Source organism: Pseudomonas sp. AP42 (assembly GCF_001728935.1).
GTDB lineage: Bacteria > Pseudomonadota > Gammaproteobacteria > Pseudomonadales > Pseudomonadaceae > Aquipseudomonas > Aquipseudomonas lactis.
In genome coordinates, this window is the sequence record NZ_LYSO01000035.1 from 1 (window position 1) to 16,776 (window position 16,776).

Annotated in this window: 19 protein-coding genes and 1 pseudogene; 1 reads left to right on the top strand and 19 read right to left on the bottom strand. The window is 57.6% G+C overall.

The genetic code is table 11. The features are described 5' to 3' along the window. Both A7K61_RS14735 and A7K61_RS14740 read right to left on the bottom strand, forming a co-directional pair. Positions 1-311 (bottom strand): annotated as a pseudogene (locus A7K61_RS14735) (DNA polymerase V subunit UmuC); the annotation flags it as partial. After that, positions 304-729, bottom strand: a complete 426-nt coding sequence (locus A7K61_RS14740) for a LexA family transcriptional regulator (protein WP_069557827.1) — start codon at positions 727-729, stop codon at positions 304-306. The gene A7K61_RS14740 and the pseudogene A7K61_RS14735, both read right to left, overlap by 8 nt. A gap of 100 nt (positions 730-829) precedes the next feature. Between A7K61_RS14740 and A7K61_RS14745 the strand changes: the two genes are divergently transcribed. Then, the gene (locus A7K61_RS14745) at positions 830-1,525 is read left to right on the top strand and encodes an SOS response-associated peptidase family protein (protein ID WP_069557828.1); all 696 of its coding nucleotides are present in this window, start codon (positions 830-832) and stop codon (positions 1,523-1,525) included. 881 nt (positions 1,526-2,406) lie between these two features. Here the strand turns inward: A7K61_RS14745 and A7K61_RS14750 are convergent. The 17 genes from A7K61_RS14750 to A7K61_RS14830 all read right to left on the bottom strand — a co-directional run bounded on the left by A7K61_RS14750 (position 2,407) and on the right by A7K61_RS14830 (position 16,769). After that, positions 2,407-3,201, bottom strand: coding sequence for a DNA adenine methylase (locus tag A7K61_RS14750; RefSeq protein ID WP_069557829.1), 795 nt, complete (start codon positions 3,199-3,201; stop codon positions 2,407-2,409). 149 nt (positions 3,202-3,350) lie between these two features. Further along, positions 3,351-3,893, bottom strand: coding sequence for a lysis system i-spanin subunit Rz (locus A7K61_RS14755; protein WP_069557830.1), 543 nt, complete (start codon positions 3,891-3,893; stop codon positions 3,351-3,353). Beyond that, positions 3,875-4,438: a glycoside hydrolase family 19 protein gene (locus tag A7K61_RS14760; protein WP_069557831.1), complete on the bottom strand. Its 564-nt coding sequence runs from the start codon at positions 4,436-4,438 to the stop codon at positions 3,875-3,877. Before A7K61_RS14760 ends, A7K61_RS14755 begins: the two co-directional genes overlap by 19 nt. Positions 4,439-4,485: 47 nt before the next feature. Next, positions 4,486-5,526 (bottom strand): phage late control D family protein, encoded by a 1,041-nt coding sequence (locus tag A7K61_RS14765; RefSeq protein WP_069557832.1) that lies wholly within the window; start codon positions 5,524-5,526, stop codon positions 4,486-4,488. Between the two features lie 58 nt (positions 5,527-5,584). Continuing rightward, the gene (locus A7K61_RS14770; RefSeq protein WP_043046692.1) at positions 5,585-5,845 is read right to left on the bottom strand and encodes a hypothetical protein; all 261 of its coding nucleotides are present in this window, start codon (positions 5,843-5,845) and stop codon (positions 5,585-5,587) included. Between the two features lie 130 nt (positions 5,846-5,975). Further along, positions 5,976-6,182 carry a tail protein X gene (locus A7K61_RS14775; RefSeq protein WP_069557834.1) on the bottom strand — a complete coding sequence of 69 codons (207 nt, stop codon included), beginning with the start codon at positions 6,180-6,182 and terminating at the stop codon, positions 5,976-5,978. Then, complete coding sequence (locus A7K61_RS14780) at positions 6,157-7,002, bottom strand: phage tail protein (protein WP_069557835.1); 846 nt, start codon at positions 7,000-7,002, stop codon at positions 6,157-6,159. The genes A7K61_RS14775 and A7K61_RS14780 overlap by 26 nt, the downstream gene beginning before the upstream one ends. A 9-nt stretch (positions 7,003-7,011) precedes the next feature. Next, positions 7,012-10,083: a phage tail tape measure protein gene (locus tag A7K61_RS33760; protein ID WP_083263098.1), complete on the bottom strand. Its 3,072-nt coding sequence runs from the start codon at positions 10,081-10,083 to the stop codon at positions 7,012-7,014. 150 nt (positions 10,084-10,233) lie between these two features. After that, complete coding sequence (locus tag A7K61_RS14790) at positions 10,234-10,542, bottom strand: phage tail assembly protein (protein ID WP_056845384.1); 309 nt, start codon at positions 10,540-10,542, stop codon at positions 10,234-10,236. A 12-nt stretch (positions 10,543-10,554) separates the two neighbouring features. After that, on the bottom strand, positions 10,555-11,058 hold the full coding sequence (locus A7K61_RS14795; RefSeq protein WP_069557836.1) for a phage major tail tube protein: 504 nt from the start codon (positions 11,056-11,058) through the stop codon (positions 10,555-10,557). A 12-nt stretch (positions 11,059-11,070) separates the two neighbouring features. Continuing rightward, positions 11,071-12,243, bottom strand: coding sequence for a phage tail sheath family protein (locus A7K61_RS14800; protein ID WP_069557837.1), 1,173 nt, complete (start codon positions 12,241-12,243; stop codon positions 11,071-11,073). A 93-nt stretch (positions 12,244-12,336) separates the two neighbouring features. Further along, complete coding sequence (locus A7K61_RS31400) at positions 12,337-12,726, bottom strand: phage tail assembly chaperone (protein WP_139129496.1); 390 nt, start codon at positions 12,724-12,726, stop codon at positions 12,337-12,339. Positions 12,727-12,735: 9 nt separating this feature from the next. Then, positions 12,736-14,625 (bottom strand): phage tail protein, encoded by a 1,890-nt coding sequence (locus A7K61_RS14810; RefSeq protein ID WP_069557838.1) that lies wholly within the window; start codon positions 14,623-14,625, stop codon positions 12,736-12,738. Next, positions 14,622-15,311: a phage tail protein I gene (locus A7K61_RS14815; protein WP_069557839.1), complete on the bottom strand. Its 690-nt coding sequence runs from the start codon at positions 15,309-15,311 to the stop codon at positions 14,622-14,624. Before A7K61_RS14815 ends, A7K61_RS14810 begins: the two co-directional genes overlap by 4 nt. Then, complete coding sequence (locus tag A7K61_RS14820) at positions 15,308-16,195, bottom strand: baseplate J/gp47 family protein (RefSeq protein WP_069557840.1); 888 nt, start codon at positions 16,193-16,195, stop codon at positions 15,308-15,310. Before A7K61_RS14820 ends, A7K61_RS14815 begins: the two co-directional genes overlap by 4 nt. Continuing rightward, positions 16,192-16,518 (bottom strand): GPW/gp25 family protein, encoded by a 327-nt coding sequence (locus A7K61_RS14825; protein WP_043046683.1) that lies wholly within the window; start codon positions 16,516-16,518, stop codon positions 16,192-16,194. The genes A7K61_RS14820 and A7K61_RS14825 overlap by 4 nt, the downstream gene beginning before the upstream one ends. A 5-nt stretch (positions 16,519-16,523) precedes the next feature. Continuing rightward, positions 16,524-16,769 (bottom strand): hypothetical protein, encoded by a 246-nt coding sequence (locus A7K61_RS14830; RefSeq protein ID WP_069557841.1) that lies wholly within the window; start codon positions 16,767-16,769, stop codon positions 16,524-16,526. Between the last annotated feature and the right edge of the window lie 7 nt (positions 16,770-16,776).

Genomic DNA, 16,776 nt, shown 5'->3' on the forward strand with positions numbered 1-16,776 from the left:
CTGTACACCTCAACTGCCGGCACCATCGCCTCAATCAGACTCATGACGCGCTCGCTCATGTCGCCATACAGCGCATAGTTTGAGGAGAACGGGACAATGCCGTGTTGCTTGAGCTTGTGCTTGATCTGGAAATACGGCTCGCCCATCTTAATGAACGGCTTGGCGTCGTAGCTTCGAGCAATGACACAGCCGTCGTTATTGCTCAGCACCACGATGGGCACCTTCGCCAAGTCCGGCCGGAATACCCGCTCGCAACTGGCATAGAAGCTGTTGCAGTCGACCAGCGCAAAGGTCGGTTGCTGCTTAGACATGGCTGCGCACTGTGCTGGTGATCACACCCCAGATTGACAGCTCATCCCCTTCGAGAACGTATCGCGCCGGGTATTTGGGATTTTCTGACAAAAGGACAACCTCTGGGCCACGCTTACATAGGCGCTTGCAGACGGGCTCATTGTTCAGCAGAGCCACCACCACATGCCCGTGCGCCGGCTCAATGGCACGATCCACCACCGCGAGATCGCCTTCAAAAATACCAATCCCCTGCATGCTTTCCCCGGTGATGGCTACCAGGTACACATGCGGTGCGCGGATATTCAGGACCTCATCCAATGAGATGTGCTGCTCAATATGATCCGCTGCCGGCGAAGGGAAGCCAGCCGGAACCTGAAACGAACACATAGGCAGCTTCACGCCTGCCTCAGCGATAGGACCTAAAATGGTGAAGCTCATGATGCGGCCTTTTACATGCACTGTACGAATGTACAGTTAACTTTGTAGGGCGCGTGCGGTCAATTTTTCTGTAGGGGATTTCGACAGACGGAGAAGCCGCATGTGCGGACGATTTGTGCAGTACGAAGGGATGGCGATCTTTATTGAGGAACTGAGCCCCCAAATAGAGCTGTTCGGCGGCTACGACGCTCAGCCTATTGATCGCTACAACGTCGCCCCGTCGACAGGGGTGCAGTTACTGCACGCCGCAGAGGATGGGCTGCATATCGATGCAGTCAAATGGGGATGGGCGCCGTTCTGGGCCAAGGGCAATCGCCCCAATCCGATCAACGCCCGTGTAGAGACGGTCACCACGGGAAAGTTCTTCAAGCAACTTTGGCCGAATGGCCGAGCCCTGGTGCCGAGTGAAGGGTGGTATGAGTGGGTCAAAGACCCTGACGATCCGAAGAGAAAGCAGCCCTACTTCATTCGCCTGAAGAGTCAGAAACCCATGTTCTTTGGCGCGCTTGCCCAAGTTCACCCTGGCCTGGATCCCCACGAAGGCGATGGGTTCGTGATCATCACAGCCGCCAGTGATCAGGGCATGGTGGACATCCATGACCGCAAGCCGTTGGTGCTGACACCTGAGCACGCCAGGGAATGGATCGACCCCGACCTCACTCCAGCCAGGGCCGCGGAAATAGCAAAGGAATGTTGCCAGCCTGTGGAGGACTTTGAGTGGTATTCAGTCGGCAAAGCAGTCGGTGACCCCCTAAATCAAGGAGCCTCTTTAATTCTCCCGTCTGATGGGAAATAGGCTGCCGCAGCAGCAATACGGTTCGAGGAAATTTTAGCTGCTAAAATTCTGCTGCTGTGCTCAAAACGAGCAACCTGGAAGGATCCCCCCTCATGTGATTTTAATGAAGCATTACTCACTCGCTATTTCGTCATGGTCACTTCGCCACCTCGTCATTTCGTTACTTCACAACCTCACAACCTCATAACTTCATAACTCATCAACCTCCTCACTTCGTTATTTCGTCATTTCGCTATTTCGTTAATTCGTTAATTCGTTAATTCGTTAATTCGTTAATTCGTCGATCCACTACGATGCCCTATTGTACCTTTGTACTTACGTACCTACGTACCTACGTACCTATGTACCTATGTACCTATGTACCTTGCATACGCAAAAACGTTTTAACGTTTTAACGTTTTAACGTTAAAACGTTAAAACGTTAAAACGCATGATGCTATCGCTAGACCGCTAAAGCACTGCTAGCGGAGGACACTACAACGCCAAACCCCAACAAAAACGGCCACTACAGGGCATCGACCCCAAGTACGTGCGTAAGTGGGCGTCACTTCCCCAACTTACGCCCGCAAAAAAAACAGCAACAAGCATTGACTTAAAACCCAGCCGCGTACTAGCCTAAAAAGGACTCGGCACAAAACCAAATCTTAGGACAACCAACAACAAGTAGATTCCCGCCATAGCTCCTACGTAGCCTCACTGATTTCCGCAAACGATATATCGGTCCCTGAAGGCTCGAATTTCTTTACAGAGAAAACATCATGAAATGGATCGCTTTACTAATTGCGCTCACCAACGTTTTTGACGCTCTGCGGAAGGCTTGGGAGATTTTTAAGTCCTAAAATATTAGGTTGCTTGGGTTATGGATACCTTGCTGCGTGAGTTTAAAAAAGGGATCCCAGAGAATCTGGTTGCCAGTTCATGATGACCAATTCTCCGCTGAGACCTGACGAGCCTTGCCGCTGGTTTGTGGTGCTGTAGCGAATATCCACCGTTTCGAAATGGAATCCTTCAAACACTCGCCGGATATCAGGGTGATCGTTGATGCTAACCATCACCTTGCCTTTGCAACGCCGCATGAACTCGGCCATCCGCTCGTAATTTTCGAAAGGGAAGTCAACACCATAGCCGGCGGTCTGCCAGTAAGGCGGGTCCATGTAATGGAAGGTATGCGGCCGGTCGTAGCGTTCGGCGCATTCCAGCCACCCAAGGTTTTCGACATACGTGCCGGACAAACGCTGCCACGCTGCTGACAGGTTTTCCTCGATCCGCAACAGGTTAATGGCCGGGCCGGTCGTTGCAGTGCCGAACGTCTGCCCGGTCACTTTGCCGGCGAAGGCATGGTGCTGCAGGTAAAAGAAACGGGCGGCGCGCTGAATGTCGGTGAGGGTTTCCGGGCGGGTCATCTTTTGCCACTCGAACACTTGGCGGGAACTGAGCGCCCATTTGAACTGGCGGACGAATTCCTCCAGGTGGTTCTGCACGACGCGGTACAGCGTGACCAGGTCGCCATTGATGTCGTTAAGAACTTCAACAGGCGCTGCCTGGGGACGCATGAAGTAGAGCGCGGCGCCGCCGGCAAAGACTTCAACGTAGCATTCGTGTGGCGGGAAGAGCGGGATAAGGCGGTCGGCCAGGCGGCGTTTGCCGCCCATCCAAGGGATGATGGGTGTAGACATAAAATAGCAAGACCTTTGCTGTATGGATGAACAGTGCTAGGCTCGCTCCGCTTTGTGCACGAAGCAGGAGCCTTGGCTGGACTTGCAGGGACGATCTGCGGGGAAGGTGGCCGGGTTGGATGTTGACGCATCCTGCCCGGCCGCTCCTTTTACTTCGGTGTAGAAACTTCTTTTGCGTAAGCCTGACAGGCCCGCAGGGCGATCAATCCACGGTCGCCGGCATCGGTGATTCCGATAATTCGTTGAGCATGCGCTGGGTCAAGTTGGGCTCTTGTGGTGCCATGAACCACGCGGCCGGTGGCGGTGGTGGTTGGCACTGAACAGCTGCCGGTGGTTTCGGTGGCGGCGAGTACGACTGACAGCCGCAGATCAGCAGTAGCCAGGCGATCACGCAGACGAGCCTGCTTGATTTGCTCATCGGTCAATTCCTTGTAGTGGGTTTCGTCTTTGTTCTGCAGGCGGAGCTCCAGGGCAAGGCGCTTGTCCTGCTCTGAACGCTGCAGAGCAGCAGAAGCTTGGGATATTTCGTTGAGGGTGTCCGCCTGCAGCCGGGCTTGCCGCTCCAACACGCTGCCATAACGCCACTCCTGAGCAGTCCAGGCCAACGCCGCGGATCCGGCGGCGACCATCAGCAACAAGCCGCCGACGACAGCGATTCGAAACTGCGCGGGGATCAGGTCGAAGAGACGCATAACACTGCCCTCGCCCTATCCCAGAGCTGCAGCCGATCCTCCAGGCCGTTGAGGCCGCCATTGATCCGACGGGTGATTGTGTTGAACTGGTCCTGATCCGCGAGCGCATTCAGCCCATTCACCGACCAGAACCACGCGGCCGACTCTGCAGCCCATTGCGGCTGCTCGAGCAGCTCTGGGGTGCGCAACAATCGTTCATCGCCAAACAGCGCCAGACTGCAGCGCAGGTAGTTGTCGTGACCGGTGACCTGAATCAGGCCACGACCACGGTAGCGCTGACCATCACCGTCGGCTTCTGGGGTGTTACCGAGCTTGGCCGCCAAGGCGCCGGTGTCGTATTTGCTGAGGTACTGATCGCTGCCCAGTTCGCGTACGTATTGCAACTGACCGGACTCGTGGCCGACCTGGGCGAGGAATGCGGCCTGGCGCTTGGGTGTATTGATCTTCCTGTTGATCATCGCTGCATTTAGAGCAGATACAAAAACGCCCGCTTGGCGGCGGGCGTTGGGCATGATGCGTTGAAGTTGTTGCTCGGTGATGGGCATGGCGCCTCCTGAGTTCATCGTTGCGGGTCCCTCGATGCGTTAAGCGGTCACGGCACTGTCAGCACAGTGAGCGGCTTTTTCTGTTTCTTACCTTTGGCCTTGGCTTTGCCTTTTTTGCCGGCGTTGCACTCGACCGTGGTGGACCAGCCGGCCTGGGTGAACACCTGTTCCACCGAGTCCACCAGAAAATCTCCATCCAATCCGTCCTTGAAGCCCTGCGCGTTGATATGGCGCTCGGCAAACAAGTCGGTGCGCCCCACCATCTCCAGCCGAACTGCTGCAGAGGAGCGGTTGAACGCATTCAGCCGTGCCTTGGCGGCCTGTTCCGCTGCAGACTTGTTGGGATGGATGTGTCGGTCGGTATGTACCGGCGGCATGCCTTCCGGGGCGTCATCGTTGCCCAGCTCCAGGGTCACCAGCTCGCCGTTTTTTTTGTCCTGGTAGCGTGTCTTGACCGCCTTTTGCGTGGTGCGATCAGCGAAATGAAACTGCCAGCGGCTGACATCGCTTTTCTTGATGGTGACCACGCCGAGGGTTTTGCCGCTTGCGCTCTGTCCCGCTTGACGCTGCATCACCAACAGCTTGCCGTCGGCGACCTTGGCGGTGCAGTCGTATTGTTTGGACAGGCGAGTGATGAAGTTGAAGTCGGATTCGCCGATCTGGTCGACCCGAGGCACCACAGTGGTGATGGAACATACGGGTTGCCAACCGTTGCGAGCGGCCACGTCGGTGACGATCTGCGCAAGGGTGACGTTTTCCCAGCTACCGGTGCGAGTGGTTTTGCCGGATCCGCGCATGTCGCTGGCTTTACCGCGAATCACAATGGTGTCCGGCGGGCCGGATGCTTCGACCTCATCCACTATGTAGCGGCCCAGGCGCGTCAGGCTGTTGCCGGCGTAGCCCAGGTAGATCTCAATGCCGGCACCGCGCTTGGGCAGTGACACAGCACCATCGCGGTCATCGATACGCAGCTCGAAGTCATCCGACTCCATGCCGGGTTTGTCGACGGTGCGCAGGGAAAGCAGGCGGTCGTTGATCAGGGTCGTGATATCGGTCCCGTCCGCGACAATTCTAAAAGTTGGTTTCATTTCGATACCCCAGAAACGACAAAGCCCCGCATTGCGGGGCTTCGTCATGAATGGGTGCTCAGTTGATGTCGAGCACCACCAGGCTGTCCTCTCGAACAGCAATACAGCTTTGACACACAGGGCAGGCGAAGACGTCGGTCTTCGGCTCAATGACCATCGACTTGGTACACGCCGGGCAACTGCCGACTACCTGGGTTTCACGGAAACCGAAGGTTTTCCACAGCGTGGCGAGGATCACGCCTACGGCCAAAAACCAACCGACGATGGGAATGAAGGCCAGGAGGATCGCCCCCACAATGCCGAAGAAAATCCAATTCATTCGATAGCCCAACTCAGCCCAGATGCCCCGTTTTACCGTCCTTAACACTGTTGATCTTTCCATGAGGCGTCCCGCGCTCGATCCAAAAGGGGCGAGTCTATCGGCGACAGCCCTATGGGGCAATCGGCCATCAGTCCCACAGCTGCACGGTTTTGTCCGTGACCAGAGGAAGGTCTGGGAAGACAATCAGCAACCCGGCTTTGAGCGGTTGCGGCTGGTCGGCCAGTCCTTGGTTGTGGGCCAACACCGCCTCCACGGTGCCGTTGAGGTGTCCGTAAAGCTGGTTACATAGGGTATCCAGCACGTCGCCGTCAGACGTTCTGCAGGTCATCGCCATATCGTACAAACTCCAGGGTAAATACTTGCTTGCGCGGGATCCCGCCCTGCAGCAGCGCGCTCTGTTCTTCCTCGAGGTTCTTCAGGCACCAAGTGCCCAGCACTTCCCCGTAGCCGGTGGTGAGGGTCAGTGGTAGCAATTGGGCCCCGATGCTGCGCAGGGTGTCCAGTTGCTTGAGCCCTCCTTTGAAGCCCGGAAAGATCGAGCCTTTTAGGGTCATTTTTTCCTCGCCCATACCGATGGCCTGTTGCGCCGGTCGACGGCTGAGGCGTTCTTGCGCAGCCCAGCGAAACTCCGTCTGCCGGCGTAACTCGTCGAAGGCCGCCGTATCCAGGTTGAAGTAGTAGGGTTGGGTGTTTGGCTTGAGCGGCTGGATGATCAGCAGGTGAGGAAACGGCTTCACGGCCTCAGCGAGAGGAGTCTGAGACAGCCCCAGGGCTTCGGTCGGTAGAACGTTTGCCAGCGATGGGCTGACCGTCCCGGCCACCTTGTTAATAGCCGCGCCGGCCTTAGCGGCTTGTTCTTTGAGGACACCCAGGCGCTCGTCTATTTGAGAGGCCGCCCGCGAAGCTCGGCTGTATGTCTCAACCACTGCGCCGACCTTGGCCTGTGCTGCACCAATCCCCCGCATGACACGTTGGAGTTTTTCACCTGCACCTGGCGGTAGGAACGGCACATTTTCAAGCTCAGCAGCCGCACCCGTGATCTCGCTGATCGCGCCGTTTACGGGTCCCATAATCCCATCAATGCTCCTCCGGCCCGCCTCGCCCGCGCTGACCAGGTATTTGAAGCCGGACTGCATCTGCTCCAGATATTCCATGATCCCTCCTTATGTATGGGCGTCGTCGTAGAGATTACGTCGGGCTTCCTGCTGTGCGGCGTCATTCAGTGCGCGCTGCATCAGGGGTAGAAGCTGCTGAACAAATTGCTGCGGATCCTTGGCATCACCCTCAACCGTGACCGGCATGTTCAGCGAATAGCTGAACTTCTGGTCCACCCGTGCAGGCTCTGGCTTAGGTGCCGCAGGCGCCTGAATAACCAGATTGGCGGGTTTTGGAGCAACAGGCGCCGCCAGTGAGCGAGTGACGTCGCCCAACGCTGGCCCCATTGGCATCATCATCGGTGCTGTTGGTTTCGGCGTTGCTGTTGCAACCAGCGCCTGTTGCCGCACCGGAGGCACGGCGAGGCTATTTACCGGCACCGGTACCGCCTGAATCAGCGGTTTTGCAACAGGCGACAAGGGAGCCACAGCCGTTCCGATATCCTGCACTGCAGGTGTTGGCTGAGTCGTCACAACGACAGGTTGCCGAGCGGCGAAGCTATTCGCCATAGTTGCCAGACTGGGTACCGCTGGCCCAGGTCGCGCCGCCATCAACATCGGTGTAATCGGTGCGGCGGTCGCTTTGGGTTTGTCACTGCCAAACATCGACAACCCTGCCCAGCCCCCCAGTTGCTGACCTCCCATGCTCCCAAGGTATGCACCCACCATGCCGCCGATGGCTGTGCCAATGATGGGTACCACTGAACCAATGGCAGCGCCCGCAGCCGCACCCGCCATCGTGCCGGCAAGTGTTCCGGCGGCCTCACCATAGCCCTCCGCTTTTTCGTCCTGCGTTTCAGCAGTCAGGTAGGTGTTGAGCACCATGCTGCCGGCCTCGACCAAGGAGGCGCCCGGAACTACTTTGGCCGCTTTACCAACCTTACCGACACCCCCGGCGACCGAGGTCAGCATCTTCGTTCCAGGCCCTGGCAAAACAGGAGGACCAGGCGCTGGAACCGGTGGCCGTAAAGCCGGCGCAGGCACGGGAGGTGTCGCTGGCCGAGTAACCGGACTCCGTGGCTGAACCGGCGGACGCCGTACCGGCGCAGATGCACGCGGCGGACCAATCGGACGCGGTGATCGTGGCGGAGCCGATGGTCGGCGCCGCGAAGTACGAGGAATAGACGGTTTCCTATTTCGGCGCCGTGCAGACCGTGAATTACCCATGCCGCCCATGGACGCCATATTCACAACAAACACACGCTGAATACCGCCCACCGGCTCTGCGGCTTCCCCTCCACTACCCACCGCGTCTTGAATCATCGAGACGACATCAATGCCCGTGGCAACAGGATCCAAACCACCCGCCTTCGGATCAGCCCCAGGACCACCCTTATCTCGTAAGGCGGCGGCAGCTTTCAGCCCTTTCTCCACCACCGACAACGTTGTACCGCCTTTGCCCCTGCCTGTACGGACGCCGTCTGGATTCGAATTGGTGACAAATACCTTTTGCACACCAATTGCTTTTCCGCCCAAACCGCCACGCGCCAAATTAATCAGGCCCTTGCCGATCTTGAATGTCTGAAACGCTGCCACTGCTGCACCAATCGCACCAATAGCTACCGTCGTACTGCTGACGATTTTCGGGAATTCATTGGCAAGGCCCGCAATGCTATTGCCAACCTTGGTCAAGCCATCGGCCGCCAGGTCGGTGAGCGGTCGTAGCGCATCACCGAGGCTGGTCATGGTCGCTTCCATGCTCGATGTCGCCGCGCTCCACTTGGCGTTGGATGTCTCTCGAGCTTTCGCCGCGTCGGACTCGATCTTGGCCTTACCATCGGTTTTCTTGATGGTGGTCATGTTGTCTTTGATCGTGTTGCCGTACTTGATCTGGGCGAGCAACCCGTCACTCGCGCTCTGGTCACTGACGATATTCGCCAAACCCGCCGCCTGGATCAGCGCGACCATGGCCTGTTCTTCCTCGGCGCTGCCATCCTTGGACGCCTTGATCTTGGCCTTGAGCGCCGCAACCTTCTTGGCCTTGGCCGGATCCTGTTTTTGGATCAGCTGCTCACTGAGCATAATGAAGGCTTCAACCGGGTTGGACGCCTTGCCGCTTTTGGTAGCGGCCAGAATCGAACTCGTCAGGTCATAGCCTTGTTTCGCGAATCGCTCCTGGCTGGTGCTGCTGATCACCGCGTTGAGCAAGTTGTTCATGTTGGTCGCAGCAGCAGCCGCGTCCTGGGTCTGCGAGAACTGCGACTGCAGGCTCGCGCCGAGGAAACGCACGGCCTCCGGGCCTTCCATACCCAGGCGTTTAATCGTGCCGAGCAGTGCCGGCATGTACTTGGCCATGTCCTTGGGGCCGAACGCACCAATGTCACCCGCAGCGGCCACCTGACCCAGCATGGCGCCCATATCTTCCTTCTTGACCCCAGCCTCCTTGAAGGCACTGAACAAGGTGGCAATGGTTCCGGCCTCCATGCCCTGGCCGTCGACCAGGTCAGCAATCAGCGGCGCATAGTCCACCGACTCCTCCCAGTCGATGCCCTTCTCGATCAAGCCACCGACCGCCCGAGCGAGAGCCTGCTGCCCCATCCCCTTCTTCGCGGCCACCTCACTGATCTTGTCGGCCATTTTCTGTTCGGCGTCTGTGCCGGCAGTGTGTGCCCACAGCGCCATCTGCCGAATTTGCGTCTGGTAGTTGGCCGATACCTTGGTGGGAATGGCGATTAAAGCAGTAGCAGCCGCCGCCTTACCCAACGTGCCGGTAAGGCCCTCTTTGCCATCTTTGACCTGAGAGTACCCGGTGGCTTTCAGGTCGGCCTTGCGAGCGACCTGCTCCATGCTCTGATAAGCCTTGGCGAGGTTACGCACCTCGACACCCTGCTTTTTCAGCGTGCTCAGATTGGATTCCAATTTGCGCAGCAACGTACTGGCACCAGCGGCGCCGCTATCATTGGCCTTCTTCCATTCCTCCCGCAGTCGGATGGTGTCACCAATCGTGCGCTGCAGCACCCGAGCCTTGGTGCCTTGAGCTTCAAGCTGCTTGATCCGCCCCTGCACATCCTTGAAGGCCGTGCCCACCGTGGAGCTGACGGCGCCGCCAATCACCAGGCCGAGCGCGAGTTTGTTTGCCATGTCGTGGCTCCCTGTAGCGAGTGATTACGGTAGGTGGCTCAATCCGAGAGCCACCAGACCATCTCGGCAAACGGCATGGCCTGAATCTCGGCGGCTGAAAATCCGGTTTCCGCCGCCAAGCGTTTGGCCGCCAGTTTCAACAGTGCGGGGTTAAACCCCGTCGTCCTGCACCAGGCGAAAATAACCGGCCTGCAGGCGGTGGTAGTCCACCAGCTTCAGGCCCTCCAGATCCTGCTGGCCTGCTTCACAAAGGCCGGCGAACAGCATCAGCTCGCGCTGCTCTTCGTCGTCGCCCGAGGCGCGATCAGCAGCGCGCACTTCGCGCACCGTGGGTGAGCGAATCGTCAGGGTATCAACGGTCACGCCGTTGACCTCAGAGGGCCGAGACAAGGTGATGGTGGCATTTTCGGCGGTGAGCTTCAGCCAGGTAGGGAGTTTTTTCAGTTCAGGGGTAGCCATTCGATAAATTCCTTAGAGGCCCAAGTCGCTGCGCATGGATGCCAGTTGATCTACACCGTCGATCACCCGGATCGAGGCGACCATGTCAATTTCGTAAATGAGGCGGCCAGCGATCTCCAGCTTGTAGTAGCTGACAGCAATCGAGTACTTGAACTCGGCTTTGTCGCCTGGCTTCCAGTCGCCTGGGTCCAGCTCTTTGAGCATGCCGCGCAAGGTCGCCACCACTGCTGTGGTCTGCCCTTTTTGCCCTTTGAACGAACCGCGATAAACCCCGTTGAAGGCGGTTTGATCGGACAGCCCAAAAAACTTCATGGCCTCGCGGCGCACGCCGTTGGTGGTGAAACTGGCCTCCATCTTTTCCAGGCCCATGTCCATCTCGACAGGGCCAGCCATGCCGCCACCGCGATATTCGTCCGTTTTAACCACCAGCTTCGGCAAACTCAGGCTGGGCACATCGCCCTTGAAGTTGATGCCGTCGACGAACAGGTTGGTGTTGAAAAGCACTTGAGGAATCATTGTGCAGCCTCCTTAGGCGGCGGTTTCCAGGACTTCGGTGAGCCACTGATTGGTGACCTCGACCCGGAAAATCGGGTTCTCGGCAGGCGGTACGTCGGTGAAACGGATGTTCCAGTAAACCTTGCCCTGCTCCAGCTGGCTGACGGTGTTCAGTTCGGTGTCGGCGAAAACCTCGAAGTTGATCACCGCGCCCTGGTTTTTCAGGTCCTGCATGAATGCCTGCAGGCCGTCGGTGACATCCTTGATGTAGGTCTTGGTGATGCCACGGTCGACCGCCCACTTGTGCCCCGCCAAGATTGCGTCCATGACGATGTCGACCGTGCGCACACGGGTAACAAACGCCCACTTGGGATCCGCCGACAGCGTACGGTTACCCCACAAGCGATACCCGCCGTCGCGGATGATGGTGGTGATGTTGGCGTTATTGAGCAGGTTGGCCCGGCAGGTTTCGTCGCCATCCAGAAACTCGACCGGCCGCGAGGTGCCAGTGATGCCGACGAACTCTTTGTTCGAGGGCGAAGACCAGAAGCCATACTCGGCATCCGTCCAGGCAAACAAACCAGCGGCGAAGGCCGAGGCCGGCGCGTTGATGGTTTTGCTCTGCAGCGTGTCCCACAGTTGCACGCCCGGATCGACCAGGAAGCAGCGCTTGCTGCCGAACTCCTGGGCGTAGGCCATTGCGGCTTCGTCCGTGGTGTTCGGCCCGTCGAGAATCGCCAAGGCCCGAAGCTTGCCGGCCAATGCATCCAGCGCAGTTGCAACCGCCTGGGTCGCGGTATGACCTGGGGCAATCAGCAGCCGCGGCTGGGCGTTGAACCGGCTCTTGCCGTCCAGCAGTGCTTGCATGCCAGTGCGCTGCCCCGATGCCAGAACACCGCCAATGATTGAGGAGGTCTGCTGAGCAGGGTCTTCAACTTTGGCAACGCCGCAGCCAATGACCACGGCCTTCGCACGAACGAAAATCGCCTTGCATGCACGCGTGATCGCGGAGTCTTCGCCCCAGGCGGCAACCGCTTCACGCTCACTGGTGATCAGCGTCAGTTCGTTGGGTTTGGCGGATGCCGCTGGCGCCACAGTAAAGGTGTCGCATAGTCCAATAATGGACGACGACGGCAGCGCAATGGTCCGTGCCCCGGTATCTACCAAGGTGACGGTAACGCCGTGAAAACGACCGGAAGAGGCCATAATGCGAGTTCTCCAGAAATGACAAAGCCCCGCATGAGCGAGGCTTTGAGGGGGTAAGCGGCGGATACAAAAACGCCCCGGCTATGCGGAGCGCTAAAGAGTTTGCTGGTCGATCCAGCCAGGCTTTTTGGGCCGGTATTTTTGAGTCGGAAACTTCGTTGACTGGGGCCAGTCGCGCAGGAACTGCATATAGGCAAGAAGCTCGCCGTACTGGTCCGTAGTCAGTGACGTGGCACTACCTAACTCCAACTCATCGCGGTGGCGCTCACGCATCCATTTGACCGACTCCAGTTCACCATCGCGCCAACGGCGTTCGGCATTGGCATCGTCATCAGCGTTTGAAAGCGGTAGCGTCTGCCCCCCCTCTGTCACCCAACCCATATAAGCGACCCAGTCCTTATTACCCATGTCGTTGGGAATAAACACGCTATCGGGCAATCGCTGCACACCGGCCGGACTGTGTTTGTACTGAATGTTATCCATGAGATCACCTTAAAGTTCAGCGTCTGCCGTCCACTCGATTTGAAGCGTGTAGCCGGGCACGGAGCCGCTCGGCGGCACACATGACAATGCAAAGCCGGTTGCCCACAAACTTTGAATATTGGTCAGCGTGCATGGCTTACCAAGCGATTGCGCCCATACTTCCGATGTTTGCTCACCTGGTGAATACAACTTCAACGTTGGAACGACGCGTTTGATTTCTCGAAAATCCATACGCAAAGCCGACTGTGAAGACTGTGCAGCGGCGGCTTGTGTAAAGGTCGCTATGCAGGTCGACGGCCCATTGTTCGATTTGATCGGGTGATCCTGGAGGAATGATTTCTCAAAATAACGTAGGCATGCGCGGTGCTCCTCCTGATAGGTCCGGTAGTCGTAAGGGGTCGCCACGCTGCCAGTTTCAATCTGGACATTGGTAATGTCCGTGTAGTGGGCGCCCGTTCCCCAACTGGCAAAGATAACTTCTAGAAAGTCATTGGCGACACCCTTGTTCTTGTTCACCACGGCGCCCAAGTCGAGGGTGACAACGTATTTTTTATAGACTGTTGTCAGCTCCACCGAGGTACCCACATCAACGTTCGGCTCGGTTGAGTTAACCCCAAAGTTTTGACGAAGAATCACAGCGCACGTATGTGGCACGCTGGTTTTCATATAGAACGATACGGTGACCTTTCCGCCGGCCAGTGTTTCGACATTCTCGATGCGCTGACTAAGGTTCCAACCCTGCCCCTCACCTTGGCGAGAAAGCCGCAGGCCAAACTTTGCTTCGTTGATATTTGCATCTTGCTCAAGTGGCAGCTGGCTCCAATTGCACATGGCGTTCTTTGGGCTGTAAATCATCCAGCGGTCCGGGCCGAAAGCACTTTCAGGGTCACCGTTGGCTTTGCCAATAACGCCAGACTTACCCCGCTGCCAGACCTGAAAGGCGCCATTGATCAGTCGATTTTTTCGGTAGACGTGAACAGGAAACGCCTGTTTAGGGCTTTCTATCTGAGTCCGCACCGATTCGGTGTTGGCACTACGTTTAGATCTGTCGTCAACGGCAGGTGTTGGAACATTTTGCCCAGCGGCCCATTGGAAAGTCAGAGGTGTTGTTCCCACAACTATCGGGCCATCTGTGATCAGTTGCCAAACTGTGTCGGCGTTGGCGGTACCGCGCTCGACCGTGACAAGCAAACCTGGCGTCACTTTGTCGCTACTGTCGGCATCAACCGCGCGTACCCAACTTTCAGCGCCAACCAGGTATAAACCGTTGTCCTTCGCCTGCGCCTGATCTTTTACCAGCACCCGCGAGCCCGCAGGAGCCACAAAGCCGTCGATAGCTTGAATTCCGGCCAGGACCAAAGGGCCGGTGGTCGCCACCAATACCGACTGTTTAAAGTCCAGTTTGTTGATGGCGGTGGTGATCGACTCGTCTACATACTTACGGGTCGCATTCACCACTGACGGATCGATCATCAGCACCACGTTGGCTGTGCTTTTGACAATGAAATTCATACGCACAATTTGCGTACGGCCGGAGCCTTGGGAAAGCTTAGATTTGTAGCTAGGCGCGCAGTTAGCTACTGCCACCAAGTCTCCGTCTGAATCGAACAACCCCAGCTCACGAACCCAAAAACCGCCATCCTCAGCGGGAATAATTTGCTCGGCCACCAGAGTGCTAGGATTCGCCGGATCTGGACCTAGCGAGTTCAATGGAGCTCGGCGGCGCTCATTGATCAAAGTCTTTTGTAGGCGGTCAGGTATCGGATTGGTGTCATTGGCGTCACCCACGGCCATATGGGTGAGCTTCCAGCTCATGAGGCCGGAATTTGCTTTAACCTGTTTATCTTCCCCGACCGCCGTCAGGATGGCAAAAAACTGCGTAGTCTCGTCAACAATCATGGGTATACGTCCAAAAAGTCTATGGAATGTTCGCGCCCGGACATGCCGAGGTAGCAATCAACCGAAATAGCAGCGGGTGACGGTGGATACACTTCGAGCATGTCAATTGAGTGTTCGTGGCCAGCGCTGCCGATGACGCCCGTGCTGACGATGTCGCGAACGACTGGCGGGTAGACGTCGATAACATCGCCGTCGTAAGTGCTGGCGAAAATATTGATGGTGCCCGTGGTTTCCAAGCTGATGGCTAGGCCTGTCAGGTGGCGCGTGACGGGCCTGGCGTCGTCAATGAGCCAGGTCAGTTCCTGGTACATCTCCTCGGTAATACCGGTTTCCAATACGCCTACCTTCAAGGCAAAGGTGCCGGGAACACCCGTAGGAGTGGTCTCCCACCACTCCTGGACTTCAATCAGGTAACCGAGCGGCTCAACGACCCGACGCAACGCGCCAATGGTGCCCTTGTGTGCATGTACGTAGAACGCCGAACGGATGGCCGAACGCTTGACTGCTTCCGACCAGTTGTTGTCCCAGCGGTCCACCGACCAGGCCCAGGCCAGTTGGTGCAGCAAGTGCGCCGGACAGGTGTCAGGGTTGTACAAAGTGCGCAACGGCACGTCGGTGTCTTCGTCGGTCGCCGCTTCAATGGCCCGTTCCAGTTGCGTGCTGTTTATAGGCAGTAGGCTTTTCACGACGGCCCTCCCTGCTTCACGGTAAAGCCGATGCAGTAAGCCGCCTGGTACTTGGTCGGCTTTATATCCTGCCAGTTGGGAAGGTCCACCCGACCGACGCCGCTGATATGCAACTGCGCGTCGATGGCTGAACGTGGCACCTCAACGCCAAGCCGCCGTCGAGGATTGACCCAACCCGCCAGACGCTGCTCGGCCGCTGCCAGGATCGCCTCGTTTTCCGAACCGGTACCGGCCATGTGCAGCACTGCATCAATGCGGTATTCAATGACCTCCGCGCTTTGCACGGTGAGACGATCACCTACAGGCCGGATGTCGTCATCACTGAGGTATTTCATCACCGCATCCAGCAGCGGCTGCGGGGCGACCCCATTGCCCTGCAGGTGCAGTACGGTGACCACCACCTCTGCTGGGGATGGGCTTTCAGCCGTGGCATCCGCCACCAGGGCAGACGCGTTACGGGCGTGCAGAATGTAACTGTTGCGTGGGCCGGCGGTTGTCAGCCCTTCGTAAACCAACTGCACCCGCTCACGCAGTGCGTCGTTGGATTCCATCACCCGAGGCGTCGGAGGAACGGTATTGAGGTTTTCTTCTTGGATCACCAGGCGCTGCAGTCGAACATTGCCAGCCAGTTGATCAAGATCACCATCAATGGCATAAGCCAGCATCAGTGCCTTGGCCCCGTCATTTACTCGGGCCCGGTTCTGGATGCGCCGGTAAACCCCCAACTCCAAAAGCTTGACCACTGGATCACTTTCCAGCTCGGCGGTCCAGTTCTCGCCCATGTACAAACGAAACGCGGCCAACTCCTCGGCGTAGGTTTGCTCAAAGTCGAGATCCTCCAGCACAGGCGGCGCCGGCAGCGCTGATAAATCCACAGTGCTCATGCGGCGACCCTCAGTAGCGCGTTTTCGCCCTTGAACAGGCCCTTGAGTTCAAACTCGATTCGGCCATCTAAAACAGCCACCACACGCACCTGGCTGATACTGAGCCGGGGTTCCCATCGCCCCAGCGCCCGTGCCACTTCGGCCTGGACTGCGCTTTTCCAACCTTCGGTAACGGGTAGGTCGACGAAGCGGCGTAACTGGCTACCGTAGTCGGGCCGTTGCCGGCGGCTGCCCAACGGGGTGGTCAGGATGTCTTCAATGCACTGACGCAGATGCTCGATGCCGGAGATGGGCTGCCCGGTGCGGCGATCCATTCCGATCATCTGGGTTACTCCGGCGCGGGTTCGAGGTCAGGATGGCTTTGAAGAAATTCGTATTGATCAGAGGTGTCAGCGGTCACCACCCCTTTGATAACCACCAAGCTTTCGCCGTGCGGTGTGATCAGCGTTCGCGAGGTGAACACGGTGTCGCGAAAGCGGCGAGGCAGGCCAACAGCTTTCGGTGACGACTCTACCTTCGGTGCTGGCAATGACTGGGGAGCGGCCGGCTGCTCGTCCGACTTGGGCTTGTTCATGTGGGCA